Origin of the sequence: Tersicoccus mangrovi (genome assembly GCF_036881825.1) — a bacterium.
Classification (GTDB): domain Bacteria; phylum Actinomycetota; class Actinomycetes; order Actinomycetales; family Micrococcaceae; genus Tersicoccus; species Tersicoccus mangrovi.
Genome location: NZ_JBAJMW010000001.1, coordinates 740,902 through 758,657, shown reverse-complemented (window position 1 = coordinate 758,657; position 17,756 = coordinate 740,902). Strand labels below are relative to the sequence as shown.

16 protein-coding genes are annotated in these 17,756 nt (G+C 68.6%); 9 read left to right on the top strand and 7 right to left on the bottom strand.

The features are described 5' to 3' along the window. The first annotated feature begins 24 nt into the window (after nt 1–24). Both V6N00_RS03730 and dnaB read left to right on the top strand, forming a co-directional pair. Nucleotides 25–828 carry an IclR family transcriptional regulator gene (locus V6N00_RS03730; protein ID WP_334230700.1) on the top strand — a complete coding sequence of 268 codons (804 nt, stop codon included), beginning with the start codon at nt 25–27 and terminating at the stop codon, nt 826–828. Between the two features lie 477 nt (nt 829–1,305). Beyond that, nucleotides 1,306–2,676 (top strand): replicative DNA helicase, encoded by a 1,371-nt coding sequence (dnaB, locus tag V6N00_RS03725; RefSeq protein WP_334230699.1) that lies wholly within the window; start codon nt 1,306–1,308, stop codon nt 2,674–2,676. 112 nt (nt 2,677–2,788) lie between these two features. On the opposite strand, the gene V6N00_RS03720 is transcribed toward dnaB, so the two are convergent. Next, on the bottom strand, nt 2,789–3,757 hold the full coding sequence (locus V6N00_RS03720) for a reverse transcriptase family protein (protein ID WP_334230698.1): 969 nt from the start codon (nt 3,755–3,757) through the stop codon (nt 2,789–2,791). Nucleotides 3,758–4,121: 364 nt separating this feature from the next. Next, on the bottom strand, nt 4,122–5,522 hold the full coding sequence (locus V6N00_RS17250) for a phosphoribosyltransferase-like protein (RefSeq protein WP_465192699.1): 1,401 nt from the start codon (nt 5,520–5,522) through the stop codon (nt 4,122–4,124). Nucleotides 5,523–5,740: 218 nt separating this feature from the next. Between V6N00_RS17250 and V6N00_RS03715 the strand changes: the two genes are divergently transcribed. From V6N00_RS03715 to V6N00_RS03700, 4 genes are all read left to right on the top strand, one after another. After that, the gene (locus tag V6N00_RS03715) at nt 5,741–6,052 is read left to right on the top strand and encodes an alpha/beta fold hydrolase (protein ID WP_334230758.1); all 312 of its coding nucleotides are present in this window, start codon (nt 5,741–5,743) and stop codon (nt 6,050–6,052) included. Between the two features lie 62 nt (nt 6,053–6,114). Then, nucleotides 6,115–7,293 carry an acyl-CoA dehydrogenase family protein gene (locus V6N00_RS03710; protein WP_334230697.1) on the top strand — a complete coding sequence of 393 codons (1,179 nt, stop codon included), beginning with the start codon at nt 6,115–6,117 and terminating at the stop codon, nt 7,291–7,293. Between the two features lie 115 nt (nt 7,294–7,408). After that, nucleotides 7,409–8,377 (top strand): amidohydrolase family protein, encoded by a 969-nt coding sequence (locus tag V6N00_RS03705; RefSeq protein ID WP_334230696.1) that lies wholly within the window; start codon nt 7,409–7,411, stop codon nt 8,375–8,377. Nucleotides 8,378–8,381: 4 nt separating this feature from the next. Further along, nucleotides 8,382–9,782, top strand: coding sequence for an amidohydrolase family protein (locus tag V6N00_RS03700; protein WP_334230695.1), 1,401 nt, complete (start codon nt 8,382–8,384; stop codon nt 9,780–9,782). Nucleotides 9,783–9,823: 41 nt separating this feature from the next. On the opposite strand, the gene V6N00_RS03695 is transcribed toward V6N00_RS03700, so the two are convergent. After that, complete coding sequence (locus tag V6N00_RS03695; RefSeq protein WP_334230694.1) at nt 9,824–11,254, bottom strand: MFS transporter; 1,431 nt, start codon at nt 11,252–11,254, stop codon at nt 9,824–9,826. 179 nt (nt 11,255–11,433) lie between these two features. Between V6N00_RS03695 and V6N00_RS03690 the strand changes: the two genes are divergently transcribed. Both V6N00_RS03690 and V6N00_RS03685 read left to right on the top strand, forming a co-directional pair. Continuing rightward, entirely contained in the window at nt 11,434–12,075 is a 642-nt protein-coding gene (locus tag V6N00_RS03690; protein ID WP_334230693.1) for an NAD(P)-dependent oxidoreductase, read from the top strand. Between the two features lie 52 nt (nt 12,076–12,127). Beyond that, the gene (locus V6N00_RS03685) at nt 12,128–12,934 is read left to right on the top strand and encodes a phosphotransferase (protein ID WP_334230692.1); all 807 of its coding nucleotides are present in this window, start codon (nt 12,128–12,130) and stop codon (nt 12,932–12,934) included. On the opposite strand, the gene V6N00_RS03680 is transcribed toward V6N00_RS03685, so the two are convergent. Both V6N00_RS03680 and V6N00_RS03675 read right to left on the bottom strand, forming a co-directional pair. After that, complete coding sequence (locus tag V6N00_RS03680) at nt 12,931–13,446, bottom strand: SRPBCC family protein (protein WP_334230691.1); 516 nt, start codon at nt 13,444–13,446, stop codon at nt 12,931–12,933. The two genes, V6N00_RS03685 and V6N00_RS03680, sit on opposite strands and share 4 nt — an antisense overlap. Next, nucleotides 13,443–14,234 (bottom strand): DUF899 domain-containing protein, encoded by a 792-nt coding sequence (locus V6N00_RS03675; protein ID WP_334230690.1) that lies wholly within the window; start codon nt 14,232–14,234, stop codon nt 13,443–13,445. The genes V6N00_RS03680 and V6N00_RS03675 overlap by 4 nt, the downstream gene beginning before the upstream one ends. A 114-nt stretch (nt 14,235–14,348) precedes the next feature. Between V6N00_RS03675 and V6N00_RS03670 the strand changes: the two genes are divergently transcribed. Further along, entirely contained in the window at nt 14,349–15,365 is a 1,017-nt protein-coding gene (locus V6N00_RS03670) for an alcohol dehydrogenase (RefSeq protein ID WP_334230689.1), read from the top strand. Between the two features lie 45 nt (nt 15,366–15,410). Here V6N00_RS03670 and V6N00_RS03665 read toward each other — a convergent pair whose 3' ends face one another. Next, nucleotides 15,411–16,058 (bottom strand): 4a-hydroxytetrahydrobiopterin dehydratase, encoded by a 648-nt coding sequence (locus tag V6N00_RS03665; RefSeq protein WP_334230688.1) that lies wholly within the window; start codon nt 16,056–16,058, stop codon nt 15,411–15,413. Between the two features lie 95 nt (nt 16,059–16,153). Next, nucleotides 16,154–17,605, bottom strand: a complete 1,452-nt coding sequence (locus V6N00_RS03660) for a D-alanyl-D-alanine carboxypeptidase family protein (RefSeq protein WP_334230687.1) — start codon at nt 17,603–17,605, stop codon at nt 16,154–16,156. Nucleotides 17,606–17,756: the final 151 nt, after the last annotated feature.

The window sequence follows — 17,756 nt, the reverse complement described above, 5'->3', positions numbered from 1 at the left end:
CCATACAGCGACAAAACTATCCATATGGGTAACAACGATGCGGGGATCGCCGGGAGGACCGTCGACGGGCCGGCTGCGTGGACTGACGAGGCAGTACTCGACGAGACCGGGCGGCGACACCACCGGGCGGTGGACCGGGTGGTCCGCATCCTCGACCTCGTCGTCGCCGTGCCGGACGGGATGACGCTGACCGAGCTGGCCCGGGAACTCGGCGCGCCGGTCTCGTCCGTGCAGAAGCTCGCCGACGGTCTCGTCGCGACCGGCTACCTGGCCGAGGCGCACCGCCGCTTCACCCTTGGGCCCGCGGTGTTCTCTCTGACCCATCGGGCGGCGTCCCGGCCGCCGGTGCTCAGCGTGCGACACGCGGACCTGGAGCGGCTGCGAGCCGAGACGGGGGCGTCGGCCATCCTGGCGGTCCGGGTGGGCGCGGAGTCGGTGTACATGGACTGGGCGAGCACCGACGAGGCGTTCAGCTTCCGGATCAGCATGCAGAGCCGGGCGCACGTGACCGAGACGGCGGTCGGGCGGGTGCTGCTCGCGCACCTGGGCCCGGAGGAGCGACGGCGCATCGTCGCGGCTCACCTACCGGCGGAGGAGACGGTGCGCATGCTCGACCGCCTCGCCGGGATCCGGGAGAGCGGGTACGAGCTGGGCTTCTCGGGGGCGCGGTTGCCGGAGGCGCGGGCGATCGCGGTGCCCGTGGTGGAGGGCGGCGTGACGGTCGCGGCGGTGTCCCTGACGAACCACCGGTCCGAGGTCAGCGACCGGGCGCTGACCGCGCACCGGAGACTGCTGCGCGCCGAGGCGGAACGCTGGGCACAGCGGTGACGCGACGGCACGCAGCGTCGGGGTGAACCCTCAGTGATACGGCTCCGACGGCGCGGTTGTCAACAAGCATGCTGTGGGTTCGACACGCCGGACCACGGATCGCAATCCACAGTATGCACGCGACGTTGTCCCACGTCAGAACGGTGTTCACGAGTTATCCACGAATGAATCCACACCGCCGTCCCCATGGCGTGCACAGTTGTCCACGGCGTTTTCCACAGCCTCCGGCGTGTCGCCCACAGGGTCGGACCTCGGCGGTGGACGGTGAGGTTGGTGCTCCCGCGACCGGGGGCTAACGTGGCCCTGTTCCCCCACACGGCCGGCCTTCACGGGCCACCGTCACCACCGTGGTCGGGACGCTGCGGAGGTTCTGTCGGTAGGCGCCGATAGACCGGGAAGCAGCATCGCGGGCGTCCCGAAAGGACCGCGCGGGTGGTGGCAGGCAGCAGCACGGACAGCGGGAGCAGAGGGGTCGGCGTGTCGATCGGGGAACTGGAGCGCGAACAGCGGTCGAGGCAGGACGAGTTCTCCCGCACCCCGCCGCAGGACCTGGTGGCCGAGGAGAGCGTGCTCGGCGGCATGATGCTCTCGAAGGACGCGATCGCCGACGTCGTCGAGGTGCTCAAGGGCAACGACTTCTACCGGCCCGCGCACGAGAACATCTACGACGCGATCGTCACCCTCTACGGCAAGGGCGAGCCGGCCGATGCCGTGACGGTCGCGGACGAGCTGAACAAGCGTGGCGAGCTCTCCCGCATCGGTGGCCCCGCCTACCTGCACACCCTCATCTCCTCGGTTCCGACTGCGGCGAACGCCGGGTTCTACGCCGAGATCGTCCGGGAACGGGCGGTGCTGCGGCGGCTCGTGGACGCGGGTACCAAGATCGTCCAGCTCGGGTACTCCAGCGACGGCGAGGTCGACGACCTGGTCAACGCCGCCCAGGCGGAGATCTTCTCGGTGGCGGACACCCGCTCGAACGAGGACTACGCCCCGCTCTCGGCGATCATGGAGCACACGATCGACGAGATCGAGTCCGCCTCCGGGCGCGGCGAGGGCATGCTCGGGGTGCCCACCGGGTTCTACGAGTTCGACGAGCTGACCCATGGCCTGCAGGCCGGCCAGATGATCGTCATCGCCGCCCGTCCCGCGGTCGGCAAGTCGACGTTCGCCCTGGACATCGCCCGGTCGGCGGCGATCAAGCACGAGCTGCCCACCGTCGTCTTCTCCCTCGAGATGAGCCGCAACGAGATCGCCATGCGCATCCTCTCGGCCGAGGCGACCATCAACCTGCAGGACCTGCGCAAGGGGTCGCTCCGGCAGGAGCACTGGACCAAGATCGCGGCCGTCTCGCAGAAGCTCAACGACGCGCCGCTGTTCATCGACGACTCCCCGAACATGTCGCTGATGGAGATCCGCGCCAAGTGCCGGCGCCTCAAGCAGAACCACGGCCTCAAGCTCGTCGTGCTCGACTACCTGCAGCTGATGTCCTCGGGCAAGCGTGTCGAGTCCCGCCAGCAGGAGGTCTCGGAGTTCTCCCGTGCGCTGAAGCTGCTCGCCAAGGAGCTGGAGATCCCGGTGATCGCCCTCTCGCAGCTGAACCGTGGCTCGGAGCAGCGCACCGACAAGCGGCCGATGGTCTCGGACCTGCGTGAATCGGGCTCGATCGAGCAGGACGCGGACATGGTGATCCTGTTGCACCGCGAGGACCTCTACAACAAGGAGTCCGAGAAGGCGGGCAGCGCGGACATCATGGTCGCCAAGCACCGTAACGGCCCGACGAAGAACATCGAGGTCGCGTTCCAGGGCCACTACTCCCGGTTCAACAACATGGCCCCGGACGGGATGTAAGTCGCCGCAGTGACCTCTTGCCGCTGGCGGATTGATTTAGCAGAGCGGGAAGACTCGGCCAAATTCCCTTTGCTTAATCCTAGTCGCTAGTGCGCGTTCGATAGAGCGGGAATCAGATGCGCGGGACACCCGCGTCGATCAGCGCGACGCGGAGACTTGCTGCGAAGTCAGGGTCTACGTCGAAGCAGTAGGCGTAATGACCCCATATGTGCGCACAGAACTCAAAGTCTGATCCGAATCCTCTCGAACTTGAGTGGTCTCTTAGGCCGAACTTACGCAGTCCGTGCAAATGCCCTTGTATTCGCGCCTTGTATCGACGGTCCAGCCAAACCTTATTCTGGCCAATCTGCAGGCCAAGCATCTTGAATTCCTTGGCGCTCGGTATAACTCTCGTCTTCTTATTGTTTGGCGCAAAGTCGAACGATAATAAGACTTGACGCAACTCAAGAAGCAGTCTTTCAGACTTCTTCCTACTCATCGGGCGAGGCATGGAGAAGGAGATATCGTCTGCATAACGAGTGACTGACGCGCCTTCTCTAAGTGCGACATCTTGGAGCACCTTGTCAAGGTCGCGACATACTAGGTTCGACAGCTTCCCGCTTGTAGAGGAGCCTTGGGGCAAGACACCCCAGTCCAAAGGCTCATAGACGTAGCCGTCTTCCGCTGGCCCCCGAAGCACGACGCGATGCTCGACAGAGCAAATCAGAGACGTCTCCAGCGCAAGTAGCTCAGGATAGCCCATTGCAACAAACGTCGAATACACTTTCTGAGATCCAATCGATCCATAAAAGTTGGAGACGTCAAGCTGTATCATCGACCGAGCCCCGATGTGCTGCCGAGCCGCACTCGCGACGTTCCTGCCTTTTTCGAAGGCAAAGGCGATCGGGGACACGGGTACAGGGGAAAGGCAATTGCGATAGATGGCCGCCTGAAGCGACTTTAAATGGGGAGACGGTTCATGAATGGTACGAGTTCCACCACTCCTCTTTGCCAACTTTCGCTCTGTGTAGTGGGCGCTGTTGTCAAAAATTACATCTCGCGCAGCGTTATATGACACTCGGGAGATCACGCAGAGATGCATCAGAGTGTAAATAGGAGCGACCCCGAACCTCGCGCAGTCAGCGTCGACTCTGCCTATTTCGCGCGCCAGTCGATTCGAACGCCCGCGTCGGAGTAATTCCTTGGTATATGCATGGGGCGGGACGATGCCTACCATTGGATTCCCTCATGCCGGCGACAATTCATCAGAATTTCGTCGGCCTATAGTTCGAACTCAGTACTTTCTGATATCAAGTTCCAAGCGCCGGCATGAACCCACTATTCGCATACGCCAGCCTGAACGGCTTGCGCGCAGATCGTTAAGTTCAGCCGATCCCCATACGTTCGACGCAATGCGTCAAACGGTACGAGCCGCGTCATCCAGAAAGGACGACAAGTCTAGGCACCTATCCCGCCCCTCGCACTGAATGAGGGTAATACACCACGCCAGCAGCGTCAACTGATAGCTTCATGAAGCGTCTGGCGGATGCGAAGTCTGAGTAGTTGCCCTTACGTCCGAACCTTCTTACTATAGTCCTTCCCTGATCCGTTGGCTTGAATTCTGAATCGAGCCAGCCGAGTCTATGCAGTTCCCCTTCGGCTCTTCGAAACCGGTAGTACGGGGTGGTTAGGTGTTGTACGGCTTGGTTTCTGGCCAGACCAGCCATGGCTAGTAACAGAATTGCCCAGGTAGGATCGCCTGCGCGACCCACTCTCCGTGCTGCTTGGATTAATCTATCTGTTGCCAACGTTTCGAGAAGCGAACTCGTGATTTCAATTGGTGTGTCAGCCTCGCTGATCCCATTCGCCACTTCGACGATATCCGGCGGAATTCGCTTAGCTGGGAATAAGGGGACGTAGGGTTGTTTCTTGTGGGTCATGAATAGCAAGTCGGGCACTGTGTTTGGGCAGGAGGATCCCAGCAGGATGGTACGTGTAGCGCTCCTTCCGTACCCAAGTCCCTTGTTCCGCTTCGACGAAGAGTACTTACGAAAGAAACCTTCTAGAGTGGTACGCGCAATTGGATCTTCTGCGTCATTGAAAGAAAGGGTGGTTTGCAGAGATCGAAAAGAGCTGGACCCGTTGCCGGTACCGCCTGTCGTTGTCTGGTACTGGGTGAGCTTTTGTATAACTCTTGCTTCGCCTTGGGGCGAGGCTGTCCATGACGCGAGGTGCAGGTCTATCTTGTGCGCTGCCAGCAATCCGTAGCTGCACGACTGATATACATGGTCCAGGAAGTCTATAACTTGCTGTCCTGACCCGACATTGTCGGTTATAAGAATGAGAGAAATCTTCGTCGGGGAGGTGCCCAGGGTTCGTAATCCCGGCGTACTCTGAATCCAGTAACTTGGGCGATTTCGGCGCTCATACTCGTCTCGGATAACGATATCCAAGTATTTTTCTGACCCAGAATCGAAATCTCGAACTGCAATGGGTTCGAAGTCGTCATAGATTGCGAACGAGTCGACATTGACTTTCGTTGGCTTCGGGCAGAGATCGCCTTCTGTCCTGCTTCGCCACCATCTCCGTATGTCTTCGCGAGAATTGACCGCTTCTACCATAACGCAAGATCCTGCGGCTACAGCATTATCGACTAATTCAGAGATCAACGCACTAAGATCGCTCTTGATCCTGTCGGTAGGCACAATTCGTAGCGACTGAACTGTGAGCATCGCCAGTTTCCTGTCTTCTTCCGGAAACTGGTCTAACCATCTGGTGACTGATGGACAATCGAGCACTACTTCCCCCTGTGATGGCTTTTCGTCTACAGTATACGCTTCTTGAACGTTTCTAGGCGAGAGTCCCATAGATCCATCTGAAGGTCGAAGCGATTCAGTTAGATACTTGGTACGTGCACTCGCCGCTAAGGCTTTGACGCGGTGTCGTCGCCTGAATGTTCTCCCGCACGGGCGGAGAGGCAAGCATGTGGCCGATGCTCTCGAATGGCTAAGATGAGACCGAGGCCGTCCGCTGGCAGTACGTCCACGGCACCTCGGACGAGAGCCTCGTCGATCCCGACACCTGGCTGCGGGACAGCGCCTGGCTGGCCCGTCCCGGCAACGCCGAGGTCCAGCTCGCGCTCTACGGTGACTACCCCTCCAACCGCGAGCTCTACCCGGCCCTGCACGCGACGTTCCGCGAACACCCGGTGCCGCTGCTGGCCGTGTGGGGACGCAACGACGAGATCTTCGGGCCGGACGGCGCGCGGGCCTTCAGCGCCGACCTGCCCGACGCCCGGATCGAGCTGCTCGACGGCGGCCACTTCCTGCTCGAGACGCACCTGCCCGAGGTCGCCGCGCTGATGCGGGAGTTCCTGGGCGAACTGCCCGCGCGCTGACGGACGGCGCGTAGAACGCGGCGACGCCGTCGGGACGGTCGTCGCCCAGCAGGTCGTCGGCGATGCTGTACCCGCGGGTGGACAGCAGCCACGCCAGCAGGGCGTACGGCCGGCGGAACGGGGCGAGGGCGGCGGCGTCCACGGCCACGGTGGTGCCCGACGCGTCGATCGACGCGTTGCGGGAGGCCGGCGCCTTCCGGATCGGCACCCCGAAGCGCTACGGCGGCCTCGAGGGCACCGCGCAGGACATGCTCGACGTCGCGGCGGCCACCGCGTACGGCGACGGCGGCGCCGGTTGGACCGTGACGCTGGCCAACGTGTGCGGCTGGCTCGCCGGGCTCATGTCCCGGGAGCTGCAGGACGAGATCTGGGGCCAGGACCCGGACGCGTTCGTCACCGGCGTCCTCGCCCCGACCGCCCAGGCGACTCGCGTCGACGGCGGCTACCGGGTGACCGGGAAGTGGTACTACAACTCCGGCTCCTACCGGTCCACGTGGGCCGGTGTCGGCATCCCGATCCCCAACGAGGCCGGCGAGATCGTCAACCAGGGGCTCGCCGTCATCCCGCGCACCGACTACGAGATCGAGGACACCTGGTTCGTCACCGGCATGCGCTCGAGCGCGAGCAACTGCATCGTCGTCGAGGACGTGTTCGTGCCCGACCACCGCGTCATGATGGTGCCGCCGGCCATCGGCGGCCAGTACCTCAACCCGGACGTCGCGGACGAGCCCGTGCACCGCGCTGCGTTCGTGCCCGTGCTGGCGCTCGTGCTCATCGGCGCGCAGCTCGGCCTCGGCCGCGCCGCGTTCGACTTCGTCGTGGAGAAGGCCGCCACCAAGGCCGTCCCGTACAGCTTCTTCCAGACGCAGGCGGAGTCCACGGCCGTCCAGCTCGAGCTCGCCCGCATCGCCCAGCTGCTCGACACGGCGGAGCTGCACGCCCGGCGCGCCGCCGCGGACATCGACACCGCGGCCGTCGCCGGCACGTACCCCGACTACCGCACCCGGGCGCGGGTGCGGGCGGACACCGCGACGGTCGCCGAGTCGGTGACCCAGGTGATCGACCGGCTGCTCTCGATCCACGGCGCCGGCTCCTTCGCCGAGTCCAGCCCGCTGCAGCGGATCTGGCGGGACTCCAACACGGCCGCCCGCCACGGCGTCGTCAACCCCCTCGTCTCCTACGAGGTGTACGGCAAGGCGATCGTCGGCGACGAGCGGCCCGTCGTCTCCCCGCTGGTCTGACCCCGTTCCCGGTCCGGTCGCACCGGCGACCGGACCGGGCGTTCCCCCACCGACCTCCCGTCCCGCGGCCCCGTTCGTGCCGCGGGGCGGGACCACCACGACCACAGGAGAATCCGTGCCCGGTCTGATCGACGTCCACGCCCACTTCATCCCCGACTGGTACGCCGACGAGGCGCGCGCGGCCGGCCACGTCGAGAGCATCGACGGGATGCCGGGCTGGCCCGCCTGGAGCGAGGACGCGCACCTGGCGCTGATGGAGGCGAACGGCATCGACCGCTCGCTGCTCTCGCTCTCCGCGCCGGGCCTCCACTTCGGGGACGACGCCGCGGCGGTGTCGCTGGCCCGCCGGACCAACGACTTCGCCGCCGAGATCGCCTCCCGCCGACCCGACGCCTTCGGGGTCTTCGCCTCCCTGCCGCTGCCCGCGGTCGACGCCTCGGTCGCCGAGGCCGTCCGGGCACTCGACGAGCTGGGCGCCGACGGCATCGCCGTCAAGACGAACATCCACGGCGCCTACCTGGCCGATCCGGCGTTCGAGCCGGTCTGGGCGGCGCTGGACGAGCGGGACGCCGTCGTCTTCGTCCACCCGACCGCCGCGCCCGGTGCGGAGGTCACGACCTTCGGGCGCCCCTCCCCGATGCTCGAGTACCTCCTCGACACCACCCGCACGTTCGTCGACCTGGCCGTCTCAGGGGTGCTGGAGCGCTTCCTTCGGATCCGGTGGATCGCCCCGCACACGGGCGGGGTGCTGCCGCTCGTCGCCACCCGGATCAGCATGTTCCAGGAGGCGTTCGGGGAGCGGCTCGCCGGTGACCGGGCCGCCGTCGGCACCGACACGCTCGCCAGGCTGCTCCCGAGCCTCTGGTTCGACCTCGCCGGGACGCCGCTGCCGTCCGCCGCTCCCGCCCTGGTCGCCGCCGTCGGGCACGACCACCTGCTCTACGGCAGCGACTGGTGCTTCACGCCGCCGCCGCTGGTCGCCGCGCAGATCGCCGGCCTCGATGCGGGCTGGGGCGACCTCACCGACCCCGGCTGGCGGGAGCTGACCACCCGCAACGCGCGTACGCTGCTGGGCGGGAGGTGACGGTATGACGCTCGCCCTGACGAACTCGACCGTCGTCGACGTGGAAACCGGGCAGACCACCCCGGGCCTGACCGTCGTCGTCGACGGGGACCGCGTCGCCGCGATGACCACCGAGGCCCCCGACGGGGCACGCGTCGTCGACACCGGCGGCGCCTACATGGTGCCCGGCTTCAACGACATGCACGCCCACGCCCTCGAACTGGCCGACCCGTCCGGCGCCCACGAGCTCATGGTGGCCTTCGGGATCACCGGGTACCGGCAGATGTCCGGCTCCGACGCCCTACTCGCTCGGCGCCGGGCCGGGGACTTCGCCGAGTCGGCGGACGCGCCGTCGCTGCTGCAGCTGCCCGGCGCCCTGCTCACCCCGCTCAACGCCGCCGGCGAGGCCGACGTGCGGGAGACCGTCCGCGGCCAGCACGCGCACGGCGCCGACTTCATCAAGATGGGCATGGTCGCCGCGGCGCACTATCCCGCCGCGCAGGACGAGGCCAACCGGCTCGGCATCCCGCTCGGCGGCCACCTGCCGCCCACCACCATGGCGGAGGACGCCGCCGCGGCCGGCATCCGGTTCATCGAGCACCTCGGGCCCGGCCTCGGCCTCCTGGCCTCCTGCGCGAGCAACGCGGACGAGATCCGCGCCGACCTCGCCGCGCTGAAGGCCCCGCGCCTGCCGAGCGCGAAGCTCCCGTTCATGGATCGGGTGTTCGCCGCGATCCTCAAGCGCATCGTCGTCAACCCGCAGCTGCGCACCAGCCCGGAGCAGGTCGCGATCATGCGCAAGGCCCTGGACGCGTACAGCGACGAGCGGGCGCGGGAGCTGGCGGGCGTCCTCGTCGACCACGGGACCTGGCAATGCCCCACCCTGATCCGGGAGAAGACCAACGAGCGCGGCGACGACCCAGGCTGGGCCGACGATCCGGACCTGCGGTTCATGGCGCCGCGGACCCGCGCGCTGTGGGAGAAGACCGCCACGAAGGCGACGGCGCTGCCGGAACAGACGCGGCGGGTGTTCCACGACCTCTACGACGCGCAGCTGCGCCTGGCCGGGGTGCTCGCCGAGGCGGGCGTGCCGATGCTGGCCGGCAGCGACGTCACCGGCGCTTCCTGGGAGATCCCCGGCGCGAGCCTGCACCGGGAGTTCGACGAGCTCGCCGCCGCGGGGCTGAGCCCGCTGCAGGTGCTGCGGACGACGACGTCGGAACCGGCCCGGTTCCTCGGCCGGGACGACCTCGGCGCCGTCGCCGCGGGCAGGCGCGCGGACCTGGTGCTGCTGCGCGAGGACCCGACCCGGTCCGTCGCGGCGCTGCACGGCGTCGTCGGCGTCGTCCGCCACGGCACCTACCGGTCCGAGGCCGACCTGACCGCGATCAAGGACCGCGTCGCCCGCGAGCACACCGCGGGCTGAGGGCGGCCGGCACCGCGAGCGAGGACGCTGAGCGACCGATCTCAGCCGGCCGCTTCGGCCTTCAAGTCCGCGACCATCTCCTTGGCCTCCTGCTTCGAGCCGGCCGAGGGGGTGGAGCCCCACAGGGCCTTTCCGTTGGACTCCGGCACCCGCTGGATCGAGATCAGCCCGATGATGCCGGCCGCGATCAGGTAGTACGCCGGCCACATCAGGTTGCCGGTGCCGCCGACGAGCGCCTTCATCACGGTCGACGTCGTGCCGCCGAACAGCGAGACGGAGATGTTGAACGCGATGGACAGGGCGCCCGCACGGACGACCGTCGGGAACAGGGACGGCAGCGTCGACGGCATGGTCGCGCTGAAGCAGATCAGGCTCAGGCCCATGATCAGCAGGCCCGCGAGCACGCTGACCCCGCCGGTGCCGCGGATCAGCAGCAGGGACGGGATCGAGAGCACGATCAGGGCGACCGAGCCGATCCGCACGATCAGCTTGCGGCCGAACCGGTCCGAGAGCCGGCCGATGATCGGGATCATGACCACGCACACGGCCATCACGATGATCTGCAGGATCTGCGAGGTCACCTCCGAGACGCCGCCGGAGCCCTGGATCCGCTGGATGTCCGGGAAGAACGTGGGCATGTACGCGGTGAGCATGTAGTTGGTGACGTTCCACGCGAGCACCAGGCCGATGCAGGCGAGCAGGTTGGGCCACAGGGAGAAGATCTTCTTGAACTCGCCGGAGACCTTGTTCTCCTTCTCCCGATCCTCGGACTCCTTCTCCAGCGCCAGGTACGCCGGGGTGTCCGCGAGACGGGACCGCAGGTACACACCGACCAGGCCGAGCGGCAGGGCGAGGAAGAACGGCAGCCGCCAGCCCCAGGAGGTCAACTGGTCCTCGGTGAGCAGGACGCCGACGAGGGTCGCGATGGAGGCGCCGAGCAGGTAGCCGATGAACGTGCCGACCTCGAGCAGGCTGCCGAGGAAGCCGCGCCGCCGGTCCGGCGCGTACTCGGCGATGAACGTCATCGCGTTGCCGTACTCACCGCCGGTGGAGAAGCCCTGCACCAGCCGGCAGGCCAGCAGCAGGAACGGGGCGCCGAGGCCGATGGCCGCATAGCTGGGCAGGACGCCGATCGCGAAGGTGCCGAGCGCCATCATGATCATGGTGACGGCGAGGACCTTGTTGCGGCCGATGCGGTCCGCGAGCGGACCGAAGAACATGCCACCGAAGGGGCGGACCAGGAAGGCGACGGCGAACAGGCCGGCGACGATGATGCCGCCCGCGACGCCGGCGTCCTTGGGCAGGAAAACGCCCTCGATGGTGGTCTGGAGGTAGCCGTAGACGCCGAAGTCGTACCACTCGGTGACGTTGCCGATGGCAGCGGCGCCGATGGCGCGCTTGATCACATCGGGCTTCGTGACGGTGATGTCCTCGACGCGCCACCGCCGCCGGACATTGTCGGGACCGAACATGAGAACCGCTACCTTTCGTGGGGACCACTCCCGGGGCGGAGCACGTCCACCCTACGCCCGGGCCCACCCGGGCCGGGAGGCCCCCCGGAGGACCGAGAATCGCCCTCGTCCCGGGAATGCCGGGGATCGAGGCGGCCTTGACACCGGTGAGCACCCCGCTCGGACGTGAAGGAGAACACATGTCGCGCATCACCGTCATCGGCGGCACCGGATACGCCGGCGCCCACCTCGTGGCCGAGGCCGCCCGCCGCGGCCACACCGTCACCTCGATCAGCCGCACCGTCCCCGACGAGCAGCTCGACGGCGTCACCTACCGGGCCGGATCGATCACCGACGACGCCGTCGCGGCGGCCGCGGTGGACGCCGACACCGTCCTCGTCACCGTCTCCCCGCGCGGTGCGATGGCCGGGCAGGTGGCCCCCGCCGCCGAGAACGTCGCCCGGCACGCGCAGCAGCACGGCACCCGGTTCGGCATCATCGGCGGGGCCGGATCGCTGCGGGTCGCCCCGGACGGGCCGCTGCTCATGGACACCGACGACTTCCCGGACGCCTTCAAGGCGGAGGCTGTGGAGATGACCGACGTCCTCGACTGGCTGCGCGAGCAGGACGAGACCCTCGACTGGTTCTTCGTCAGCCCCGCCGCCGGCTTCGGCGCGTACGCGCCCGGCGAGGCGACCGGGACCTACCGCACCGGCGGCGACGTCCTCCTCACCGACGAGAACGGCAACTCCGACCTCTCGGGCCAGGACCTCGCCGCCGCCATCGTCGACGAGATCGAGCGGCCGGTCCATCACCGGCAGCGGTTCACCGTCGCCTACTGAGCTCATCCCGACCGACCAGACGCTCACGGAACCGACCCCCGAGAGGCTGCCCATGTCGACACCCGACGGCTCGTCCTCGGAGGAGCTCGTGCCCGAGCCCGAGCTCGAGCTCGTGCCCGAGCAGCGGCTCGCCGGCGGCAACATGGGGCCGGTGAGCCGTCGGGGCGACGTCGTCCTGCGGACCACCGGCCCGTGGACCCCGGCGGTGCATCGCCTGCTCGCCCACTGCCGTGCGCAGGGGATGGACGGCGTGCCCGAGCCCCGCGGCGTCGAGACCGACGACCAGCACGGCGAACGCGAACGGCTCGAGTACCTGCCCGGTGACGTCCCCGCGTACCCGATGCCGGCCTGGCTGTGGGCGCAGGAGGCGCTCGACTCCGCGACGGACCTGCTGCGCCGCTTCCACGCGGCCTCCGCGACCGCCGACCGCACCGGACCGTGGCGCTCGGCGTCGCACGAGCCCGTCGAGGTCCTCTGCCACAACGACGCGGCCCCGTACAACATGGTGTTCCGCGACGGCCGGGCGGTGGGCCTCATCGATGCCGACCACGCATCACCGGGCCCGCGCGTGTGGGACCTGGCCTACCTCGCCTACCGGATCGTCCCGCTGACCACCGACCGGGCGGACGGCTTCACCGACGCGCAGCGGGACGCGCGGCTCGACCGGCTGCTCGCCCGGTACGGTGAACCGGCCGTCACCGCCGACGTCCTGCGCGAGACCACGGCCGAACGCCTCGACGAGCTCGCCGTCTTCTCGGTCCAGAAGGCCGTCGAACTCGACAACCCGGAACTGGCCGAGCACGCCGCGCTCTACGAACGTGACGCGCTCGCCATCCGTGCCCGGATCACCGACCGCTAGCGGGTCCCGGTCACGGTGCCCGTGGCCGCGGCCTCGAGCGAGGCGAGGGACCGGTCCAGGAACTCCGGCTCGAACGGCGGGACGTTGACGTACTGGCGCAGCTTCTCGGGCACGGCCGACCAGTCGTAGGTCAGGGTCACCTCGGTGCCACCGCCGGTTCCGCCCCCGTCCGTACCGGTCGGCTGCAGGTCGTACCGCCACGTCCAGCCACCCGAGCGGATCGCTCCCTCGTGTTCTTGGCCGGGACGCCACGCGATCGTCCGGTCGGGTTCGAGCGCGATCACCGTGTTGTGCATGACGTAGTCCCCGCCCGCGCCCACGTGGAACATGTTCATCGCGAAGACCTGGCCGACCGCGGTCAGCCGCTCGGTGTCCCGCGCGTCCCTCACCCAGTCCGTGGGCTCGGTCTCCTGGTGCCGGGTCGGATCCGTCAGCACCGCGAAGATCGCCGCCGGGGTGGCGTCGATCGTGTGGGAGCGGACGAAGCGTTCCTCGGGGGGCGCCTGGGTCATCGGGTCGTCTCCTGCGTCGTCGGGGCGGTGGCGGCGGGGTCCGTCGCCTGGGTGGTGCGGGTGCTGGTGCTGGTGCGGGCCGGCGTCGGGTCGCACGTACCGTTCGGCCCATACAGCCGGGCGATGTCGGGGGAGTCCAGCCATCCCTCGTACGTGGTGTTCCGCGGCCAGCCCTCCGGGGAGTCCTGCCACTCCTCCTGCCGGCCCCACGGAAGCAGGTCGATCAGCGGGAAGGTGTGCGTGAGCTGCTCGGTGCCCCGGCCGTCGGTGTGCCAGGTGCGGTAGACGGTGTCCCCGTCGCGCAGGAACACGTTGACCGCGAAGCCCTCGCCGGGGCCCGCGCCCATGTCCGCACCGAACGGGCTGTCGTCGGTCGAGTACCAGGTCATCCTGTTGCCGACGGTGTCGCGGTACGCGAGGGCCTCGTCGATGGGGCCCTGCGTGACGACGACGAACCGGGCGTCGTAGGTGTCGAGGAAGTCCAGCCGCGTGTACTGGGACGTGAAGCCCGTGCAGCCGCCGCACTGCCACTGCTCGCCCGGGAACCACATGTGGTGGTAGGTGATCAGCTGCGAACGGCCGTCGAACACGTCGACCAGCCGGACGGGCCCGTTCTCGCCGGCCAGCGTGTACTCGGGCAGGCGCACCATCGGCAGGCGACGCCGCTGGGCGGCGATGGCGTCCAACTCGTGGGTCGCGGCCTTCTCGCGCCGGCGCAGATCGTCCAGCTGCTGCCGCCAGGTATCGGGGTCGACCACCGGGGGCAGTGCTGCGGGGGTGGCGTTCATGTCCTTCTCCTCATCGGTCGTGGGTGACAGATCGCCGTGCGACGTCCATATGTGGACGCTGTACACATACGATGGCACAGGCCGGGTGGAGGTTCAATGGGTAGCATCGCGAGCATGACCACCATGACGATCGCCCGGGTCCCCGAGGCCAACGCTCCCTTCGAGATCACCGAGGTCGAGATCCCCGAGCCGGGTCCCGGCCAGGTCCGTGTCCACGTGCGCGCCTGCGGCGTGTGCCACTCCGATTCCCTGACCGTGGCCGGTGCCATGGGCAACGACTTCCCCCGCGCGCCCGGTCACGAAGTGGCCGGCGAGATCGACGCGCTCGGCGAGGGTGTCACCGCCTGGACGGCCGGCCAGCGGGTGGGGGTCGGCTGGTTCGGCGGCTGCGATTTCACCTGCGACTCCTGCCGCCGCGGCGACTTCATCGCCTGCGAGAACGGTCTCGTGGCCGGCATCGCCTACGACGGCGGGTACGCCGAGTACATGATCGCGCCCGCCGAGGCCCTCGTCAGCATCCCCGACGACCTCTCCGACGTCGACGCGGCCCCGCTGCTGTGCGCCGGGGTGACGACCTTCAACGCGCTGCGTGAGTCCGTCGCGCGGCCCGGCGACGTCGTCGCCATCCTCGGCGTCGGTGGACTCGGCCACCTGGGTGTCCAGTACGCCGTGAAGATGGGCTTCGAGACGGTCGCGATCGCCCGGGGCTCCGAGAAGGAGTCCCTCGCCCGCGACCTCGGCGCCCACCACTACATCGACTCGACGACGTCGGACGTCGCGGAGGAGCTGAACAAGCTCGGCGGCGCCTCGGTCGTGCTCGCCACCGTCACCGTCCCGGACGCCATGACCCCGGCGCTCGGCGGCCTGCGGCCGCGCGGGCAGCTCGTCGTCGTGGGCGCCTCGGCGGACCCGATGCAGGTGCCGCCGTTCGCCCTCATCCCCGGCTCGACCGCCGTGCAGGGGCACGCCTCCGGAACGTCCAAGGACTCCGAGGACGCCCTGCGCTTCAGCGTCCTGACCGGGGTCAAGCCGACGATCGAGACGGTGCCGCTCGAGGAGGCCCAGCGGGCCTACGACAAGATGATGGCCGGCGACGCCCGGTTCCGGATGGTGCTCACCACCGGCAAGTGAGCCCGACGGCGTGCCGTATGCCTCATGGGGCATACGGCATGCCGCTCACCGTCCGAGGCAGGTGCACACGCACGCCCGGTTGCCCTCGGCGTCGGCGAGGACGGTGAAGGTGGGCGCCGGCGAATCGTCCACGATCGTGCCGCCCGCGGCGACCGCGGCCGCGATCCGCTCGTCGGCGACGTCGTGCGGGACCCACACGTCGAGGTGGAACCGCTGCCGCGGCGTCTCGTGCGGGTCGGTGTGCTGGAACCAGATCAACGGTGTCTGCCCCGTCCGGTCCACGACGTCGTCGCCGTCCACGTTCGTCGCCGACCCGGTGAGCAGCGCCGCCCAGAACGGACCGAGCGCCGCGACGTCCGCGGTGTCGAGCCCGAGCTCGACGAGGGCCAGCTTCTGCGGCGTCGCCTCGACCCCGAGCCCCGCCGCGATCTCACTGATGCGCCGGGCGAGCTCGACGTCGCGGTCGGTGACCCCGCCGGCGTCGTGGCTGAGCAGGCGGAACTCGACGGAGGCGTAGCGCAGCGTGACGTCCGGGTGGTGGTCGGCCTCCTCGGCGGCCTGCGCCGCCGCGTCGACCAGTGCCAGCCCCGTGCGGAAGTCCCGGGTGCGGTACCGGGCATGCAGCCCCTGGGCCAGGCGCCGCCAGTCGGTCAGCGACGCGTCGAGGATCTCGGTGACGGTGAGGGTGTCCATGCCGTCATCGTGGCAGGGATCGGCGCGCTCGGACAGGGCGGCCGGTCAGGTCCTGTCCGCGGTGCGGACGCACTCTCCCGACAACCTCGCGAGCCTCACGAGAGGATGCGATACGTGCTCCAGCCGGAGCCGACGACGATGCGCGGCGCGAATCGCCCGCCGATCAGCGGGTAGTACGACAAGGAGCCGTCGACCGCGCTGCGGGCGAGCACACCCTTGCTGCCGGCCCCGTTGAACCCGAACACCACGGAGACGGACGAGATGCCGTTCCACCCGCGGCCCAGCACCGCCCGGGTCTCCGGCACGAAGCCGCCGGCGCCGTTGCCGCGGTAGAGCAGCAGCAGCCCGTCGCTCCGCTTGGCGATGAGATCCTGGCGGCCGTCCCCGTCGACGTCGACCATCGTCGTGGTGGTCGTGCCCCAGCCGCGCCCGATCACGGTACGGGCACCGAGCCGATTGCCGGCGTTCGGGTACTGGTAGAGCACGCCGTCCGGGCCGCGGGCGATGATCGACGTCGCTCGCCCGTTGACCCAGGGGCCGGGGGTGACGGCCCACCCGTTCCAGCCGGTGCCGAGCAGCACGCCCGTACCGAGGCCCGGCGTCGACCGGCCGGGATAGAACCACAGGGTGCCGTCCGCGTGGCGGCCGATCACGTCGAGCCGGCCGTCGCCGTTCCAGTCGACGACGGCACCGCCGGTCACACCGCCCCAGCCGGCGCCGACCGCGACCCGCTGTCCCAGCGTCCCGCGTCCGGTGGCGGGGTAGCTCCACAGGGTGCCCGCCGGATCGATGGCGCCGAGGTCGGCGGACGTCGCGAAGGCGGGCCGCGGCGGGGTGCTGAAGTACTGCTCCATGGTCGCGATGCCGCGGTTGCGCATGTCCGCCGCCAGGGTCGGGCCGACGTAGCGCAGGTGCCACGGCTCCCACGTGTACCCGGTGATCGCGGTGTAGCCGTTGGGGTAGCGGACGATGAACCCGTACCGCCAGGCGTTCGCCGCGACCCAGCGGCCACCCGGGGTGCTGCCGAAGCAGCTGCCGAGACCGCAGCTGCCGTCCGCGTTGCCGACGTCCACGGCGAGCCCGGTCTGGTGCTCGCTGTGCCCGGGGTGCGCGGAGATCGTCTCGGCGTACGCCAGGCCGTACTGGTTGACATAGCTGGCGAAGAGCGCGGCCTGTTGGTCGTACGAGCGGTACGCGCTCACCGTCGCCAGGGGCGATCCGGCGGCGGCCGCACCCGCGCAGAGCCGGCCCAGCGCCGTGGAGGTCACCGAGCGCATGAGGTAGCCGCCGGGACCCCGCACGAGGTCCGGCGGCACGTAGCGCAGCGGGTCGAGCGGCCGCTGCTTGGTGACGAGCACCTGCACGTTGTTCGGGTCGGTGATGGGGACGGCCGCGACGGCGCCACCGGCGGTGATCAACTGCGTCGCCAGGACGCCGGCGACGGCGGCGAGCGTCGCCAGACGCCGCGGCACGACGGCGAACCAGCGGCGGCGCCCCACGGCCGCCGGGTTCGAGGAGGAACGGAGAAGGTGGTCCACAGCGACCATGGCGATGCCTCATCGACTCGATGCGCACGACCCCCACTGGCGGTGCGACCCACCGGACAGACTACTCGCGAAGGTGGCGGCTCGGCGCTTGGCAGGACACGATGGGCGCGGACGGATGTGCCGGACGGGCGACGGACGAGCAACGGTGCGA